The organism is Burkholderia sp. BCC1996 (assembly GCF_905339955.1).
In the GTDB taxonomy this organism is placed as follows: Bacteria; Pseudomonadota; Gammaproteobacteria; order Burkholderiales; family Burkholderiaceae; genus Burkholderia.
In genome coordinates, this window is record NZ_CAJPHM010000024.1 from 56,051 (window position 1) to 72,713 (window position 16,663).

Below are 16,663 nucleotides of genomic sequence, written 5' to 3' on the forward strand. Positions count from 1 at the left end.
ACGATGTCCGATCCTCGCCCCTTGCTGTTTTCCCTGTATGAACAAGCCAGCGTCGGCTGCGGCGGCGCGCCGAGCCTGTGGACCCATCCCGCCGACGAACGGCTGCGCGCGAATACGCTCCCGTTCTGGTCGAACCTCGCGCGCACGGCCGAGCAGGCCGATCTCGACATGCTGTTCTTCGCGGACGTGCTCGGCCTGTACGACGTCTATGGCGGATCGGCCGACTCAGCGGTCCAGTGGGCGGTCGAGGCGCCCGCGAACGATCCGATGATGCTGATTCCGGCGCTCGTCGCGCAGACCGAGCGGCTCGCGTTCGGCGTGACGGCGAGCACGACCTACGAGCACCCGTTCGCGCTCGCGCGCCGCTTCAGCACGCTCGATCACCTGAGCAACGGCCGGATCGGCTGGAACATCGTGACGTCCTACCTGACGAGCGCGGCGCGCAACTTCGGGCTCGACCGGATGATCGGCCACGACGAACGCTACGCGCGCGCGGAGGAGTTCCTCGACGTCGTGTACAAGCTGTGGGAAGGGAGCTGGGCGGACGATGCGGTGGTCGCGGACAAGCAAGCGCCGCGCTATGCGCGCGGCGACCGCGTGCGGCCGATCGCGCACGAAGGCACGCACTACCGCGTGCAGGGGCCGCACGTCTGCGCGCCGTCGCCGCAGCGCTCGCCCGTGCTGATCCAGGCCGGCTGGTCCGGGCGCGGGCGCGAGTTCGCGGCGAAGCACGCGGAGGTGGTGTTCGTCGCGAAGTCGAATCCGCACGAGATTCGTGCGGGCCTCGACGAGATTCGCCGGCTCGCGACGGAGCGCGGCCGCGCGGCGGACGACGTGAAGTCGCTGACCGTGCTGCGGATCGTGACCGCGCGCTCGTCGAGCGACGCGAAGGAGAAATACCACACGCTGCAGCAGCACTATCACCAGCACGCGCAGCTCGTCAGCTATGCGGGCGACACCGGCATCGACATCGACCGCTATGCGGACGACGAACCGCTGACGACGCACACGGAAGGGCTCACGTCCTACGTGGTGCGGCCCGACGGCAGCGGCAAGCCGCTCACCGCCGGCGACGTGCGGCGCAAGTTCGCGAGCGTCACGCGCGGCACCGACCTGATCCTCGTCGGCTCGCCCGACGAGGTCGCCGATCAGCTCGCCGAGCATGCGCGCCAGTCGACGACGAGCGGCTACATGCTCAATCCGCTGATCAGCCCGGGCACGCTCGACGATTTCGCCGAGCTGATCGTGCCGGAACTGAAAAAGCGCGGCCTGTACCGCACGACGGCGCCGGCCGGCACCTTCCGCTCGCGGCTGAGCGGCCGCGACCGCCTGCCGGACACCGCGCACGGCGCGTCGTTCCGGCAATCCGCCATCCGCATCTGACGGACGGTGACGCGCCGGTCGATACGGACGACTATCAGGGGAGGGGCGTGACGTGAACCACGACGTGCTGTTCCGGCTGCAACCGCGCCGTGCCCGACAGGGGGGGCCGGCATGACTACGACGGCGAACGAGGTTGCCGGCGCGATGCACGCAGGTCGATCGGCGTCGTCGCCCGTCCTGAGCGCCGCCGGCATCGCGAAGCGTTTCGACGCGACCGTCGCGCTGTCGGCGTTGAACCTGACGATCGACGCGGGCGAAGTGGTCGCGCTGATGGGCGCGAACGGCGCGGGCAAGTCGACCTTCGTCAAGATCCTGAGCGGCGTGCTGCGGCCGGACGGCGGCACGCTGACACTGCGCGGCCAACCGTATCGGCCGGCGTCGCCGCACGCGGCCAAGCGGCTCGGTGTCGCGACCGTGCACCAGTCGGTCGCCGACGCGGTCGTGCCGACGCTGTCGATCGCCGACAACCTGCTGCTCGACCGGCTGTGCGATCGGGCGTCGCCGTGGCGCGCGACGCCGGCCGCGCGGCGTGTCGCGGCGCGACCGCTCGCCGCGCGGGTCGGGCTCGACGCCGACCTGGCCGCGCCGCTCGCGTCGCTGTCGCTGGCGGACCAGCAACGCGTGACGCTGGCGCGCGCGCTCGGCGCTCAGCCGTCGCTGCTGATACTCGACGAGCCGACCGCCAGCCTGTCCGCCCCGGAGGCCGAGCGGCTCTACGCGCTGCTGGACGCGCTGCGCCGCGATGGCGTGGCAATCCTGCTGGTGTCGCATCGGCTCGGCGATTTGCGGCGCATGGCCGATCGCGTGGCGATCGTCCGCGACGGCCGCATCGTCGCGGATCTGCCCGCACCCGTCGATCTGGATGCGGCGGTGCAGACGATGATCGGGCGGCCGTTGCCGAACACGCGTGAGCCGGTGCCGGCCCGCGCCGCGCCGCGCGAACCGGACGCGGCGTTCAGCATGCGGCGCATCCGGCTGACGCCGGCCAGTACGCCGTTCGACCTCGACGTGCGGCGCGGCGAGATCGTCGCGATCGCGGGGCCGGTCGGCGGCGGCAAGTCGCGGCTCGCCAATACGATCTTCGGCGCCGCGCGCGCGGTGGCCGGCGACATGACGCTCGACGGGCGGCCGTGGCGGCCGCGTTCGCCGGCGGATGCGATTCGCGCCGGCGTCTTCCTGGCCGGCGAGGACCGCTGGCGCACGTCGCTGTTTCCCGACAGCGTGCCGTTCGCATCGATCGCGGGCACGATCGGTTTTCCGTTTCTGGCGCGCTGGTTCGCGCGCGGCCCGGTGGGCAGGGCGCGCGAACGCGCGGCCGCCGCGGCGGCGATCGCGCGGTTCGGCATCCGCTGCACCGGCCCGGACGATCGAGTGGCTCACCTGTCCGGCGGCAATCAGCAGAAAGTCGTGCTCGCACGCTGGCATGCCGAACCCGCGCGGCTGTTGCTGCTCGACGAACCGTTTCAGGGCATCGATGCCGGCGCGCGGGCCGATATCGTCGATACGCTGCGGCGTCATGCGCAGGCGCGCGCGACGATCGTGTTCGTCAGCGATCTCGAGGAAGCTGCCGAGATCGCGGATCGTATCGTGCGGTTCGATCGCGCGACGCTCGACGACCCGCCTCCGACGTCCTCCACCTTGCGTGACTGCTCATGAAAACCGTGACTTCTTCCGCCCGGCACGATGCCGCGCCCGCCGAACGGCCGCGCGCCGCGTCGGCCCGCGTCCGCGACGCGCTCGAGCGCACGGGCATCCTGCTCGTGCTGATCCTGCTGGTGATCGGGTTTGCGCTCAGGGAGCCCGCGTTCCTGAACGTCGACAATCTGTTCAGCATCCTGCAGTCGGTGTCGATCGTCGCGTTGCTCGGCATCGGCGTGACGATCACGCTCGCCGCCGGCGGTTTCGACCTGTCGGTCGGCAGCGTGGCCGCGACCGCGCAGATGGCCGCCAGCTATGTGCTGGTCGTGTGGCACGGCGGTACGCTGGCGGCGGTGATCGCCTGCGTGACGCTCGGCGTGGCCGCCGGGTGGTTCAACGGCGTGCTGATTACGCGCCTGCGCGTGCCCGACCAGCTCGCGACGCTCGGCACCTTGTTCCTGATGGCCGGCCTGCAATTGATTCCGACCGGCGGCCGTTCGCTCGCGACCGGCTCGGTGCTGCCCGACGGCACGGACGCGACCGGCGTGTTCCCCGACGCCTTTCTCGCGCTCGGCCGGCTGCGCGTGTTCGACGTGGTGCCGCTGCCGGTGCTGCTGCTCGCAGCGGTCACGGCACTGGCCTGTGTCGCGATGGAGGCCACCCGATGGGGCCGCGTGATCTACGCGATCGGCGGCAACGAAACGGCCGCGCGGCTCGCCGGCGCGCCCGCCGCGCGCTACCGGGTCGCCGCGTACGTCGTCTCGGGGGCGATCGCGTCGCTGGGCGGCGTATTGATCGCCGCGCGGGTCGGTCGCGGCGACGTGAGCGCCGGCCACTCGCTGCTGCTCGATGCGGTGGCCGCCGCACTGATCGGTCACGCGGTATGGGGCGCGAAGCGGCCCAACGTGTTCGGTACGGTCGTCGGCGCGGTATTCGTCGGCGTGCTGCTCAACGGGCTGACGATGCTGAACGCGCCGTACTACATGCAGGACTTCATCAAGGGCGCGCTGCTCGTGCTCGCGCTGGCGTTTACGTTCGGCATCGGGCGCCGCACGGATGCGCGAGCGTGATGCGCGTGCCGCGATGCGCCGCAGCGGCTCGCCTTGATCGGCCGGCTCACCGAACCGGAACGGTTTGTCATCCTAAGTCATATCTATTTCCGAATCGCTCGGTTTGAGTTCGCGTGCGGCGCTGATAGATTGGGCCGATATCGTCCTATCTGGAGACAGGCCCGCCATGCGCTCGTTGCTTCGCCGGAAATCGCGCGTCGATCTGAAGATCGGTGCATGCATGCTGTGGTTCGCGACTGCGCTGGGCGTGCCCGCCGCGCAAGCCGGTCCGCTCAAGGGCGCGCCCGCGCCGTTCGACAGGGGCGGCGTGAAGATCGCGCTGGTCAACTATCTGTCGACCGGCGACTTCTTCCAGGCCTACGAGGCCGGTGCGCAGAAGCAGGCACGTGCGCTCGGCGTCGATCTGCGCATTTACGAGGGCCGGCAGGATGCGGCCGAGCAGCGCGAGCAGATCCAGCAGGCGATCAGCGTCGGCGTGTCCGCGATCATCGTCAATCACGGCCTGCCGGAATCGCTGAAGGACGTCGTGCAGCGTGCGCTGGACAAAGGCATCAAGGTCGTCGCGTTCGACGTCGACCTCGGCAACCCGAAGGTGCCGCAGATCGAGCAGAACGATCGCGACCTCGCGAACCTGCTGCTCGGGCAGGCCGTCAAGGACAACGGCGACGCGTTCTCGGCCGGGTACGTCTACGTCGCCGGTTTTGCGCCGCTCGACCGGCGCGATGCCGCGTGGCGCGACTTCAAGCGCGCGCACCCGAAGGTGCGGGAGAAGGCGCGCTGGGGCACCGTCGACAATCCGATCGCGCAGTCCGTCGCGAATCAGGCGGCCGCCGCGTATCGCGCGAATCCGGATATCCGTGTCGTCTTTGCGCCTTACGACGAGTTCGCGCGCGGCGCGAAGCTCGCCGCGGACGAAGCGAAGCTGGCGTCGAAGATCCGCATCTACAGTGCCGACATCTCGACGGCCGACATCGAGGCGATCCGCTCGCCGAACAGCGCGTGGGTCGCGACCGCTGCGACCAATCCCGCGGTCGTCGGCGCCGTGTCGGTGCGCGCGGCGGCACTGCTGGTGGCCGGCCAGGACCCGGGCGCACGCATCGCGGTCAAGCCGACGCTGATCACGCGCGACGATCTCGTGAAAAACGACATTCGCACCGTGGCCGAACTCGGCGCGAAGTTTCCTGCGTTCCGCGCAAGCGACGCGGCGACCGCTGCATGGATTCCGGCGGCCGACTGATGGCCTCGGCACGCGGCGAATCGATCCGTCGCCCGCGTGCTGCCTACCCCTGACTCGACCATGACGACACTCAACGACTATCTCGCACAAAAACGCGATGCGTGGCACGCGAAGCAGCAGGCGGCCCGCAACGATCCCGATTTCAAGGCGACGCCGCTGAAGGCGACCGCGCGCGCGCTCGGTCGCAGCGGCGTGCGCGAGATCCGGATTCGCGACTTCCAGGTGATCAGCGACAGTCCGCCCGACTTCGCGGGCTACAACCTCGGGCCCGCGTCGCCGGAGCTGCAGCTTGGCGTGCTCGGCAGTTGCCTCACGCATATCACGTTGATCCAGGCGGCCGAGCGCGGCCTGAAGATCGATTCGATCGCGGTCGAGGTGACCGGCGACCAGCATCCGCTCGCACAGCAGCCGGGGTTCGAGCATGTCCCGGTATTCCCGCACAACATCCGCTATACGCTCGACATCGTGTCGCCCGAGCCGTCCGAGGCCATCCGCGCGCTGCATCAGGCGGTCGAGGCGGTCTGCCCGATCTTCAACCTGCTGAGGCTGCCGCAGGAGATCGACGGCGAATTGCGGCATACGCAGGGGTGACGCGCGGGAGCGGCGATGCGTCTGCGGGCCATTCCTGCCGTTTGATTCGCCTTCAGCATGAAGCAAGAAATCTGGCCCGATTTTTAACGTCCATTGGGTGTTCGGCCAGGACAACGCAGATCCAGGTTTAGAGGACGGGGCAGCAAGCCTTGCGGGCATTGGCTCACGGGACGGGCACGATCCAGAGTTAAACGATTTGTGACCCCTTTCCGCCGCAAAATTTTGCACAATGGCGGCAGCGCGGCATTGCGCCGCGATTCGCCCCGGGCAGGCCGGCTTGCCGGACCTGGCCGGCCAGACCCGCCGTTCGAGACCGAAGACCGCCGCCGCCGTGCCGCCGCCGACCGCCATGGACCACCCCAAACGCATCCTGATCGTCGAAGACGACGCCGACATCGCCGACGTGCTGAGCCTGCACCTGCGCGACGAGCGCTACGAAGTCGTGCACAGCGCGGACGGCACGGAAGGGCTGCGCCTGCTCGAACAGGGCAACTGGGACGCGCTGATCCTCGACCTGATGCTGCCGGGCGTCGACGGCCTGGAAATCTGCCGGCGCGCGCGCGCGATGACGCGCTACACGCCGATCATCATCACCAGCGCGCGTTCGAGCGAGGTGCACCGGATCCTCGGCCTCGAACTCGGCGCCGACGATTACCTGGCGAAGCCGTTCTCGGTGCTCGAACTCGTCGCGCGGGTCAAGGCGCTGCTGCGGCGCGTCGACGCGCTCGCGCGCGATTCGCGGATCGACGCCGGCACGCTCGACGTCGCCGGGCTGTCGATCGACCCGATCGCGCGGGAAGCCGCCGTCGACGGCACGCGCATCGACCTCACGCCGCGCGAGTTCGACCTGCTGTATTTCTTCGCGCGGCATCCGGGCAAGGTGTTCTCGCGGATGGACCTGCTCAATGCCGTGTGGGGCTATCAGCACGAAGGCTACGAACACACGGTGAACACCCACATCAACCGGCTGCGCGCGAAGATCGAGGCCGATCCGGCCGAGCCCCTGCGGATCCTCACCGTGTGGGGGCGCGGCTACAAGCTCGCCGCGCCGGACCAGCGGGACACGTGATGAAGCTGACCCTCACCCAGCGGCTGTCGCTCGTGTTCTCGATCCTGCTGCTCGCGTGCTCGGGTGCGTCGGCGTGGCTGCAGATCCGCGCGAACGACATGCGCGAGAAGGAAGTCGTGCAGGGCCTGTCGCGCGATCTCGCCGCGCACATCGCCGGCAGCACGCCGCTGATGGACGCGAACGGGCTGCGCCCGGACGCCGTGCGCACGCTGTTCGGCCAGTTGATGGGCGTGAACCCGAGCGTCGAGGTGTACCTGCTCGACAACGCGGGGCGCATCAAGGGCGACGACGCGCCGCCCGGCCACGTGAAGCGCGAGCGCGTCGATCTCGCGCCGGTGCAGCGCTTCATCGCGGGCGAGCCGCTGCCGATCCTCGGCGACGATCCGCGCAGCCCCGACGCGCGCAAGGTGTTCAGCGCCGCGCCGCTGCAGCGCGCAGGGCAGCCGCCGTCCGGCTATATCTACGTGGTGCTGCTCGGCGAAGCGCACGACCGGCTGGCCGCGCGCGTCGACGCCGGCAACGTGCTGCGCACGACGCTGTGGTCGATGGCGGTCGTCGCGCTGCTCGGCCTGCTCGCGGGCCTGATCGCGTTCAGCTTCATCACGCGCCCGCTGCGCCGGCTGACCGACGCGATGCGCCGCTTCGACGCGAACGCCGCGCCCGATGCGCAGCCGCCGGTGCCGCGCTCGCCGCCGGGGCGACGCGGCGACGAGATCGCGGTGCTCGAATCCGCGTTCGCGCAGATGGCCGACCGGATCGGCGACCAGTGGCGCGCGCTGACGCGCCAGGACCAGCAGCGGCGCGAACTGATCACGAACATCTCGCACGACCTGCGCACGCCGCTGACGTCGCTGCACGGCTATCTGGAGACGCTGTCGCTGAAGTCCGACACGCTCGCCGAACCCGAGCGCCGCCGCTACCTGTCGATCGCGCTCGCGCAGAGTTCGAAGGTCGGCCGGCTCGCGCAGGCGCTGTTCGAGCTCGCGCGGCTCGAGTCGGGCGGCGTGCAGGCCGAGCGCGAGCCGTTCTCGCTCGTCGATCTCGTGCAGGACGTATTCCAGAAGTTCGAACTCGCCGCGCAGTCGCGCGGCATCGCGCTGCATGCGCGGATCCCGCCGCGCGTGCCGGTCGTGTCGGCCGATCTCGGGATGATCGAGCGCGTGCTGACCAACCTGCTCGACAACGCATTGCGGCACACGCCGCAGCACGGCGAGGTCGAGGTCGCGCTGACGCCGCTCGACGATCGCGTGGTGGTGACCGTGTCGGATACCGGCGAAGGGATTCCGCCGGCGCGGCGCGAAGGGCTGTTCCGGCGGCCGCAGCGGCCGATCAGCGGCGGCGCGGCGACGAGCGGCGGGCTCGGGCTGCTGATCGTGCACCGGATGCTGGCGCTCAACGGCAGCGGCATCCGGCTCGTCGATCGGGACGGGCGCGGCGCGGTGTTCGAGTTTGCGCTGGCGGTGGCGAATCCGGCGGCGGGTGACGCGCGGTGAAGCCGACTGAAGCCGACTGAAGCCGACCCGCGCCGTTGGCGCGATTTCCGCCCGAATGCATGCTCGGAAATCGCGGCGGGCCGGGCCCCGCTCGTCGGTCGTCCGTGGTTTCGAACGATGTCGCGATTTCAGCATCAGGATGTCACGCTGAAAGCGCTCGGTGCCGAGCGCTGCCGTGCGAGTCGCCAGCGTCAAGGCATCCTGAGCAATCGCTCGAATTCCGCCGATATGGCCTCGAACTTGTTCACGCCGTCTGGCGGCCACGAATCGGGGCTGCAATCGCCGAGATCCACTTGGGATGGCGTCGCGGCGGGCCGGTAGCCGCGCAGGGTCAACGGCAAGTCGGTGCCGTCGCAGCGCAGGCGTGCAAGCAAGACACCGGTACGCTTGTTCACCACCGCAGCCTCCCAGCATTCATCGGCACAGCCGCGCGACTGGTAGACGAGCTTCTCGCCTGGATGGGTCCACTTCAGTTCGAACGGCCCGGAAGTCTGCGCATGCGCGGATGCGCAGACGAGCAGCCAGACAACAGACTTGACGCCACCGAGAAGTGCCAGGCAACGGCTATGCAACGGTTTCATGATTCTCCCTGTTCAACGCGCAAGATCGGCGCGACGGCTGGCGAAAGCGCGCCTTCTTTCGGCTGAAAAAAGAACACGGTCGGTTTGCGCTGCTCCGGTGACGACTTCGCTGATCCTGGTCCACGCCACCCGCGGTGCCCGCCGTCACCCGCCACGCTTGCGCCGCACCTCGCTCGGCGTCGTGCCGGTCCAGCGCTTGAACGCGTGGCGGAACCCCACCGCGTCGCTGAAGCCGAGCGTCAGCGCGATGTCCTCGGTGCTGAGCGTGGTGGTGCTCAGGTAATCGATCGCGAGCGCCTTGCGCACGCTCGTCAGCAGTTCGCTGTACGACGAGCCTTCGGCGTCGAGCTTGCGGCGCAGCGTGCGCGATGTCATGCACAGCGTATCGGCGATCGCGTCGATGTCCGGAAACTGCCCGGGCGTGCGCGTGAGTTCCTGGTAGACGCGCCGCGTGACGCCGGCCTGGCTGCGCAACTCGTCGAGCAGGCGCGCGCAGTGCGACGACACCTGCGCGGCGGTGATCGGGTTCGCGAGCTGCGGCGCGCGAGCGAGCCACGCGGCCGGGTAGCTCAACACATGGTGCGGCTGGTCGAACGCGATCGGGCATTCGAGCGCATCGGCGAGCTGCGCCGCGTGCGCCGGCTCCGGCTGCGCGAACTGCGCGCGGGCCGGCACGCACCACGCGCCCATCACGTCCTTGATGATCGTCACGTGCAGCGCGAACTGCATGTCGATCAGGAAGCGGTACAGCGGCAGGTCCGGCCCGGCCAGCGCGGCTTCGTGCGGATCCGGAAACAGCCACGACGCGGTGTCGCCCTGTTCGACCCAGCGGATCGCGAGCATCCCGTTGGCCAGCTGGTGATATTTGACGGCGGAATCGAATGCATGCGCGAGCGATTCCGAGCACAGCATCGCGTAGCCGTACATCCCGTAGCTCGACGCATGCAGCCGGCGGCCGACCTGCACGCCGAGATCGGTGCCGTCGTAGCGGCCGATCGCGTTGCGCGCGGCGGTCAGGAACTGCAGCGACGACGTGAGCGTGAACGGGTCGGCGACGGCGTCCGGCGCCAGGCCGGTGCCGTCGAGCACCGCGGCCGGGTCGAGGCCGAGTTCCTGCGCGACGCCGACGAGCACGGCCAGCTTGGCCGGCGAGAAGCGTTTCTCGCGCGACGCGGGGGCAAGCGGCGCGTCCGGCGGCGGGGCGGCGCCGGCGGCCGTCGGGGTCAAGAGCGCACTGCGCGGCATGGCTGGTTCTGCGTCCGATTCGATACCGTTCCGGGTTCGCGATTCTGCGCCGGAACGCGCGGGCGCGCCATAGGGTTCACCCTGATGCGCACGGGCTTGCACGGTCCGGCAAGGGTGAACCGTCGCGCGAGCGCACGCCGCGGCGGGTCGCTCGCCGCGCGTCCGCGTGTCCGTTTCGATCATCTTTTCGACCGCCCGGATCATTTTCAAAGCGCGGTTGGCGCGCGATAGTTCCCGGTCAGGCGACGGCCCATGCGCATCCGGTGCGCGGGCCGCCGTGCGAACGGCGCTGCCCGGTGCCGTCCCCCGAGGAGCAGGACAATGACGAAGAGACACTGGATCGGCTCGTACGGCTCGATCCCCGCCGAGATCGACCCCGATCGCTTTCCTTCCGTAACCGCGCTGCTGGACGACGCGATGCGCCGCTTCGCCGATCGTCCCGCGTTCCGCGCGCTCGGCCGCACGCTGACCTACGCCGACGTCGACCGCCTGTCGGCCGCGCTCGCCGCGTACCTGCAGCAGGTCGTCGGCGTGCGCAAGGGCGACCGCGTGGCCGTGATGCTGCCGAACGTGCTCGCGTTTCCGGTGGCGACCGTCGCGCTCGCGCGGCTCGGCGCGATCCAGGTCAACGTGAACCCGTTCTATACCGCGCACGAACTCGAGCACCAGCTCAACGACGCGGGCGTCGAAGTGGCCGTGGTGTGCGGCGGCTCGATGGGGACGTTCGCCGACGTGGTCGGCAAGACGCGCATCCGGACCGTGCTGGGCGTGGGCCGCGGCGATCTCGGTGTCGTCGATGCGCCGCCCGGCGCGTGCGACGCGTTGCCGCCGGGCTCGATCCCGCTCGCGGATGCACTCGCCGCCGGCGAAACGCTCGCATTCGAGCCGGTCGCGCTCGGCGGCGCCGATCTGCTGCTGCTGCAATACACGGGCGGCACGACCGGGCTGTCGAAGGGCGCCGCGCTGTCGCACCGCAACCTGGTCGCGAACATCGAGCAGTTCGCGGCGATCGTGTCGGGCGCACGGCAGCCGGGCGAGGAGGCCGTCGTCACGGCGATCCCGCTGTATCACATCTTCGCGCTGACGGTGAACTTCCTGTCCTACTTCGCGATCGGCGCGGAGAACTGGCTCGTCGCGAATCCGCGTGACATGGACGGCTTCATCGACGTGCTGAAGGCCGCACGGCCGACGGTGTTCGTCGGCGTCAACACGCTGTATGCGGGGCTCGCGGGCCATCCGCGGCTGAAGGAAGTCGACTGGTCGCGGCTGAAGCTGTCGGCCGGCGGCGGCGCGGCGGTGATCGACGTGATCTCCGCGCGCTGGAAGGCCGTGACGGGCAACTTCATCCGCGAAGGGTACGGGCTGTCGGAAACGTCGCCGGTGGTCACCTTCAACCCGCAGTCGATCGACGCGTTCACCGGCACGACCGGCCTGCCGCTGCCGTCGACCGACGTGAAGCTGCTCGACGACCAGGATCGCGAGGTCGCGATCGGCGAAGCGGGCGAGATCTGCGTGCTGGGGCCGCAGGTGATGGGCGGTTACTGGCAGAAGCCGGAAGCGAATGCGGCGGCGTTCACCGCGGACGGCTACTTCCGCACCGGCGACATCGGCGTGTTCGACGCGGCCGGCTTCCTGAAGATCGTCGACCGCAAGAAGGACATGATCATCGTGTCGGGCTTCAACGTGTACCCGAACGAGGTGGAAGCGGTTGCCACCGCGTTGCCGGGCGTGGCCGAATGCGCGTGCATCGGCGTGCCGGACGCGCGCACCGGCGAGGCCGTGAAGCTGTTCGTGGTGCTCGCGCCGGACGCGGCCGTGACCGAAGCGGAGCTCGTCGCGCATTGTCGCGCGAACCTCGCGGCGTACAAGGTGCCGAAGCTGATCCGCCTGGTCGAGCGGCTGCCGAAGTCGACGGTCGGCAAGATCCTGCGCCGGGAACTCAGCCGCGCCGACTGATGGCGCCGACGCGTCGCGCGCCCGGCGGCGCGCGGGCCGGCGCGCCGAAAGCCGAGAGAGCCGAGAAAGTCGAGAAAGTCGAGAAAGTCGAGAGAGCCGAGAGAGCCCCAAAAGCCCCAAAAGCCCCAAAAGCCCCAAAAGCCCCAAAAGCCCCAAAAGCCCGGCCCGGGCCGCTCAAGTACAATGCGAGCGGTTCGACCGACGGGGACGCGATGACCGGTTCAGACTCACCTTCCGCCCGGCCCGGGCAGGCGCTGCCGTCGCCGAGCGCGACGGTGCCGATTTCGCTCGTCAACGGCTTTCTGGCGAGCGCGGGCGCGCAGCGCGACGTGGTCGAGCGTTACCTGCGCGGGGCCGGCATCCCGCTCGAGCTGCTCGGCGAGCCGCACGCGCGCGTGACGGAAGAGCAGTTCTCGACGCTGTACCGCACGCTCGCGATCGACCTCGACGACGAGATGCCCGGCATCTTCTCGCGCCCGCTGCGCGGCGGCACGCTGAAGTACCTGTGCCTGAGCCTGCTCGATGCGCGCAACCTCGAAACGGCGCTGCACCGTTTCGGCCAGTTCTTCCATATCCTGCTCGACGACTTCTTCGTCGAATCGAAGCGCGACGGCCTCGTCGCGCAGGTGCTGCTGCGGCCGAACCCGGCCGTCGGCCCGATCGGCGCGCTCGGCCAGGAGCTGATGCTCAAGCTCGTGCACGGCGTGTGTTCCTGGCTGATCGGGCAGAAGATCCCGCTGCTGCGGATCGAGTTCGCGTGCCCGCGGCCGCGCCATGCGGTCGAGCACCTGTACTTCTTCACCGGCTCCGTGCAGTTCGACTGCGAACGCACGCTGATGCGCTTCAGCGCCGACTACCTCGACGCGCCAATCCGGCAGAGCAAGCGCAACCTGCGCAAGTTCCTCGCGCGCGCGCCCGGCGACTGGATCTTCGAATCGTTCAGCGAACAGCTCGTGTGCCATCGCGTGCGGCAATACCTGTCGGCGGCGCTGCCCGACCTGCCGGTGATCGAACAGGCGGCCGAGCATCTGCATTGTTCGGTGCGCACGCTGAGCCGCCATCTGGCCTCGGAAGGCACGACGTTCCAGGCGCTCAAGGACGAACTGCGGCGCGACATCGCGATCCAGCGGCTCACCGACACGCTCGACACGATCGCGGCGATCGGCGCCGATATCGGCTTCGACGATCCGAGCGCGTTCCATCGCGCGTTCCGCCACTGGACGGGGAGTACGCCGGGGACTTACCGGCGGCGCGCGTAGCGCGGGTTGTTCAAACCCGGTTTCGATCCCGCTCCCATAACCGGCATCCTTCGCGCGCTCCCATGGACGGCTCCCCGTCGTCAGGCGTCGGCGTGCGTGCGGCGTGTCGTTTTGCTTTTCGTATCGGCAATAGCGCGTCGCGAAGATCGTCCACCTCGCGTCGTTCGCGGTCACGAGCGGGCGGCGTCACATCGCGCGCGACCCATTCGACGGACAGGGCGAGCGAATCGGCCGCGCGCTTCACACGCAAGCACGGCGGCCCGGTCAGCTGCTCGAACTCGCCGATACGCCGGATTGCGTGCCGACCGACGTCGTGCGGATGATTGCCGGCAGCCAGGCAAACGCGATCGTGACCAGCGTCACGCCGACGACGAGCATCGGCACCACCATCGGCCACGCGCCCAGTTGATAGCGCGGATCGGTGAAGACCGCTGCCGTCTGCCCCACGCTGAAAGCGAAGAACATCATGATGAAGCCGGACCACGATACCGCGCGGCCCGCCAGATGAGGCAGGCTGCTGACCGCGCCTGCCTGCCCGCAGGGCTGATGGATGCCGTGCCCGAGGCAATACACGCCATGCCCGAGGAGCAGCGGCCAGATGCTTCCGGGAAGCAGCGCACACCCCAATGCCTGAATCACCGCGCCGGTGAGGCTCAACGTTGCGCCTTGTCGCACCGTTCGCAGCATGCTCTGACGTCGCAGCAACAGGCGGCAGCCATACGTACTCAGGACATAGACGAAGGTACCGCTCGCCGGTATCCAGCCATATCGCTGGGGCGACAGGCCGAGATGCCGGATGTAGATTGCGGGCGAGAGCAAGAGAAAGCAGAACATGCCGGTGTACGTCGAGGCGGCCAGCAGCGCCCATACCCTGAACGTGGCATTGCCGAATATCTCGCGCACGTCGCGGATCGAGCCGCGGATCGAGCCCCGGCCCGAAGCGACTCGGGTGAAGCTTTCCTCGAAGCCGTACCAGCACATGACGAGCAGCCCGAACGCATACAGGCTCATCCCCGCGAGCACCCATCGCCATCCGGCCTGCTGCGTGACATACGCACCGAGAATCGGCGCGAGGAACGCCATCATCCCCATTCCCATGAAACCGCGCGCCATCACGTACGGGCCTTCGGCTGCCGAATACCGGTCGCGCACCGTCGCGCGCGCGCATACCAGGATCGCGGCCATCGCAAAGCCCTGCATCGCGCGAGCGGCGACCAGCATCGCCGCGCTCGACGCGAGCGCAGCCGCGAGCGCTGCCAGCGTATAGAGCGCAAGGCCGCTCAGCAGCACGGGGCGGCGGCCGTACCGGTCGGCAAGACTGCCCATCGGCAATTGCCCGATACCGAATATCAATGCGAAAACCGTCAGGCTGACGCTGGCGGACCCCAGCGTTGCGGCGATTTCAGGCAGCGCCGGCAGGTAACTGTCGGTCGCCACCGGCTGGGCCGCCAGCAGAAGCGGCAACATGAGCGCGAAGTTCAGGCGGGCAGGGCGCGTGGTGTCCGGCATGACGGTTTTCGGCACGGTATCAGGCATCGGGTGAAGACAGCGGCAACGCAAGTGCGCTCTGCCGGCGAGGGTGCAGCAGCAAGCCGGAACTGCCCGGCGGACGAGGCGTCGGACACGACGCCCCGTCGAGCGCCGGCTAGCTGCCCAGCGATCCCGGCACGTGTTCGTGCGCGACGCGATGGTGCGCCATCGCAGCGACGCGCAGCCGGTCGTACTCTGCCTTGTCGACCGGTCGAGCGTTCGCTTGCCCCAGGTCGTTCATATGGACACGATGGGTCTCGCGTGCGCTCGCGGCCGCGAGCGACGCAATCACGGTGATGCCGAACGCGATCCCGCCGACGATCAGCCACACGTGGTGTGCGCCGGGCGGCGCGACTGCGGTGAACAGCGCGGGCAGCATCGCCGTGGCCGCGGTGCCGAGGTTCTGCGCGATCGCCATCGCGGAGACGCGCGTGCGGGTCGGGAAGAGTTCCGGGTAAAAGCACGGAAATACCGCGTTGTAGCCCTGGTACACGACCCCCCACATGAGCATCGACATCGCGAACGCGAGCGGCACGTTGCGGATGCTGATCGCATACAGGTAGGCGAACGCGAGCAGGCCGGCCGCCAGCGCGCCGACGATGATCGGCGGCCGGCGTCCGACCTTGTCGGACAGGTTGCCGACGAACGGAATCACGATCATCGCAACGATATTGCCCATCACCGTGATCCAGAGATAGACGTCTTTCTGGAAGCCGATGCCATACGCCGGCTGCACCGCATAGGCTGCGCCGAAGATCGTGGCGACGACCGGAATCACGTTCATCATCGACATGCAGGCCACGCGCACCATGTCTGGAAAGTGATGCCGGAAAGCGTCGGCGACGGGCGAGCCGGCTTGCGCCTGGTTGCGTACCGCTTCATCGAAGGCCGGCGACTCGTCGACCTGGCGCCGAATGATCAAACCCGCGACGATGACCAGCGCACTCAGCAGGAACGGAATGCGCCAGCCCCAGCTGTCGAATTGCGCGGACGGCATGTAGTAGGCGAGCGGCAGGAACACGGCGGCGGCCAGCACCTGGCCCGCCTGCACGCCTTGCAGCGTGAAGCTGACGAAGTATCCGCGCCGACCGAACGGCGCGTGTTCCAGGATCATCGAGCTCGCGCCGGTGATCTCGCCGGCCACGGCGAAACCTTGCAGCAGGCGAAGCGTCACCAGCAAGGCCGGCGCGATCAGCCCGGCTTGCTGATAGGTCGGCAGCAGGCCGACGCCGACGGTCGAGATGCCCATCAGGAACATGCAGAACAGCAGGACGGTTTTGCGTCCGCGCGTGTCGCCGAGATGGCCGAGCACGAACGCGCCGATCGGGCGCGACACGTAGCCGACACCGTAAGTGGCCAGCGACGCGATGATGGCGGTCGTGGGGCTGCCGTGCGGAAAGAATATCTGCGGGAAGATCAGTGCCGATGCCGTGGCGTAGATGAAGAAATCGTAGTATTCGAGCACCGAGCCGATCCAGCCGCTGATGGCGGCTTTTCTCGATTGGTGCCTGCCGCGAGGCTCGTCTCGCAAGGTCGTGGTCATCGTCGTCTCCAGATATTGATATGTGTGCCGGGCAACGCGGGTGATGCGGGGAGTCGTCACTGCCCGAT

Annotated in this window: 13 protein-coding genes; 9 read left to right on the top strand and 4 right to left on the bottom strand. The window is 68.9% G+C overall.

The features are described 5' to 3' along the window. Positions 1-3 precede the first annotated feature (3 nt). From U4Z64_RS29020 to U4Z64_RS29050, 7 genes are all read left to right on the top strand, one after another. A complete protein-coding gene (locus U4Z64_RS29020; protein WP_321821770.1) occupies positions 4-1,383 on the top strand; it encodes an LLM class flavin-dependent oxidoreductase in 1,380 nt (459 codons plus the stop codon). A 111-nt stretch (positions 1,384-1,494) separates the two neighbouring features. Continuing rightward, on the top strand, positions 1,495-3,039 hold the full coding sequence (locus U4Z64_RS29025; RefSeq protein WP_321821771.1) for a sugar ABC transporter ATP-binding protein: 1,545 nt from the start codon (positions 1,495-1,497) through the stop codon (positions 3,037-3,039). After that, complete coding sequence (locus tag U4Z64_RS29030) at positions 3,036-4,091, top strand: ABC transporter permease (protein ID WP_321821772.1); 1,056 nt, start codon at positions 3,036-3,038, stop codon at positions 4,089-4,091. Before U4Z64_RS29025 ends, U4Z64_RS29030 begins: the two co-directional genes overlap by 4 nt. 166 nt (positions 4,092-4,257) lie before the next feature. Continuing rightward, entirely contained in the window at positions 4,258-5,328 is a 1,071-nt protein-coding gene (locus U4Z64_RS29035; RefSeq protein ID WP_321821773.1) for a substrate-binding domain-containing protein, read from the top strand. Positions 5,329-5,388: 60 nt separating this feature from the next. Continuing rightward, positions 5,389-5,919 carry an OsmC family protein gene (locus U4Z64_RS29040; RefSeq protein ID WP_321821774.1) on the top strand — a complete coding sequence of 177 codons (531 nt, stop codon included), beginning with the start codon at positions 5,389-5,391 and terminating at the stop codon, positions 5,917-5,919. A 349-nt stretch (positions 5,920-6,268) separates the two neighbouring features. Further along, the gene (locus U4Z64_RS29045) at positions 6,269-6,988 is read left to right on the top strand and encodes a response regulator transcription factor (RefSeq protein WP_321821775.1); all 720 of its coding nucleotides are present in this window, start codon (positions 6,269-6,271) and stop codon (positions 6,986-6,988) included. Beyond that, entirely contained in the window at positions 6,988-8,481 is a 1,494-nt protein-coding gene (locus U4Z64_RS29050; protein ID WP_257774842.1) for a sensor histidine kinase, read from the top strand. The genes U4Z64_RS29045 and U4Z64_RS29050 overlap by 1 nt, the downstream gene beginning before the upstream one ends. A gap of 191 nt (positions 8,482-8,672) precedes the next feature. Here the strand turns inward: U4Z64_RS29050 and U4Z64_RS29055 are convergent, their stop codons facing one another. Together U4Z64_RS29055 and U4Z64_RS29060 are read right to left on the bottom strand one after the other, a co-directional pair. Next, entirely contained in the window at positions 8,673-9,062 is a 390-nt protein-coding gene (locus U4Z64_RS29055; RefSeq protein ID WP_321821776.1) for a hypothetical protein, read from the bottom strand. Positions 9,063-9,206: 144 nt separating this feature from the next. Continuing rightward, positions 9,207-10,307, bottom strand: a complete 1,101-nt coding sequence (locus U4Z64_RS29060; RefSeq protein WP_321821777.1) for an AraC family transcriptional regulator — start codon at positions 10,305-10,307, stop codon at positions 9,207-9,209. A 321-nt stretch (positions 10,308-10,628) separates the two neighbouring features. On the opposite strand from U4Z64_RS29060, the gene U4Z64_RS29065 reads away from it, so the two are divergent. Together U4Z64_RS29065 and U4Z64_RS29070 are read left to right on the top strand one after the other, a co-directional pair. Continuing rightward, positions 10,629-12,263, top strand: coding sequence for an AMP-binding protein (locus tag U4Z64_RS29065; protein WP_321821778.1), 1,635 nt, complete (start codon positions 10,629-10,631; stop codon positions 12,261-12,263). Then, positions 12,149-13,522 (top strand): AraC family transcriptional regulator, encoded by a 1,374-nt coding sequence (locus tag U4Z64_RS29070; RefSeq protein ID WP_415750607.1) that lies wholly within the window; start codon positions 12,149-12,151, stop codon positions 13,520-13,522. Before U4Z64_RS29065 ends, U4Z64_RS29070 begins: the two co-directional genes overlap by 115 nt. Positions 13,523-13,786: 264 nt before the next feature. On the opposite strand, the gene U4Z64_RS29075 is transcribed toward U4Z64_RS29070, so the two are convergent. Further along, positions 13,787-15,031 carry an MFS transporter gene (locus U4Z64_RS29075; RefSeq protein ID WP_321821779.1) on the bottom strand — a complete coding sequence of 415 codons (1,245 nt, stop codon included), beginning with the start codon at positions 15,029-15,031 and terminating at the stop codon, positions 13,787-13,789. A gap of 136 nt (positions 15,032-15,167) precedes the next feature. Further along, complete coding sequence (locus U4Z64_RS29080) at positions 15,168-16,595, bottom strand: MFS transporter (protein WP_321821780.1); 1,428 nt, start codon at positions 16,593-16,595, stop codon at positions 15,168-15,170. Positions 16,596-16,663 lie beyond the last annotated feature (68 nt).

Excerpts from the sequence above, each read along its gene's own strand:
- U4Z64_RS29020 (WP_321821770.1), top strand. The coding sequence starts at position 4 with ATGTCCGATCCTCGCCCCTTGCTGTTTTCCCTGTATGAACAAGCCAGC.
- U4Z64_RS29025 (WP_321821771.1), top strand. The coding sequence starts at position 1,495 with ATGACTACGACGGCGAACGAGGTTGCCGGCGCGATGCACGCAGGTCGA.
- U4Z64_RS29030 (WP_321821772.1), top strand. The coding sequence starts at position 3,036 with ATGAAAACCGTGACTTCTTCCGCCCGGCACGATGCCGCGCCCGCCGAA.
- U4Z64_RS29035 (WP_321821773.1), top strand. The coding sequence starts at position 4,258 with ATGCGCTCGTTGCTTCGCCGGAAATCGCGCGTCGATCTGAAGATCGGT.
- U4Z64_RS29040 (WP_321821774.1), top strand. The coding sequence starts at position 5,389 with ATGACGACACTCAACGACTATCTCGCACAAAAACGCGATGCGTGGCAC.
- U4Z64_RS29045 (WP_321821775.1), top strand. The coding sequence starts at position 6,269 with ATGGACCACCCCAAACGCATCCTGATCGTCGAAGACGACGCCGACATC.
- U4Z64_RS29050 (WP_257774842.1), top strand. The coding sequence starts at position 6,988 with ATGAAGCTGACCCTCACCCAGCGGCTGTCGCTCGTGTTCTCGATCCTG.
- U4Z64_RS29055 (WP_321821776.1), bottom strand. The coding sequence starts at position 9,062 with ATGAAACCGTTGCATAGCCGTTGCCTGGCACTTCTCGGTGGCGTCAAG.
- U4Z64_RS29060 (WP_321821777.1), bottom strand. The coding sequence starts at position 10,307 with ATGCCGCGCAGTGCGCTCTTGACCCCGACGGCCGCCGGCGCCGCCCCG.
- U4Z64_RS29065 (WP_321821778.1), top strand. The coding sequence starts at position 10,629 with ATGACGAAGAGACACTGGATCGGCTCGTACGGCTCGATCCCCGCCGAG.
- U4Z64_RS29075 (WP_321821779.1), bottom strand. The coding sequence starts at position 15,031 with ATGCCGGACACCACGCGCCCTGCCCGCCTGAACTTCGCGCTCATGTTG.
- U4Z64_RS29080 (WP_321821780.1), bottom strand. The coding sequence starts at position 16,595 with ATGACCACGACCTTGCGAGACGAGCCTCGCGGCAGGCACCAATCGAGA.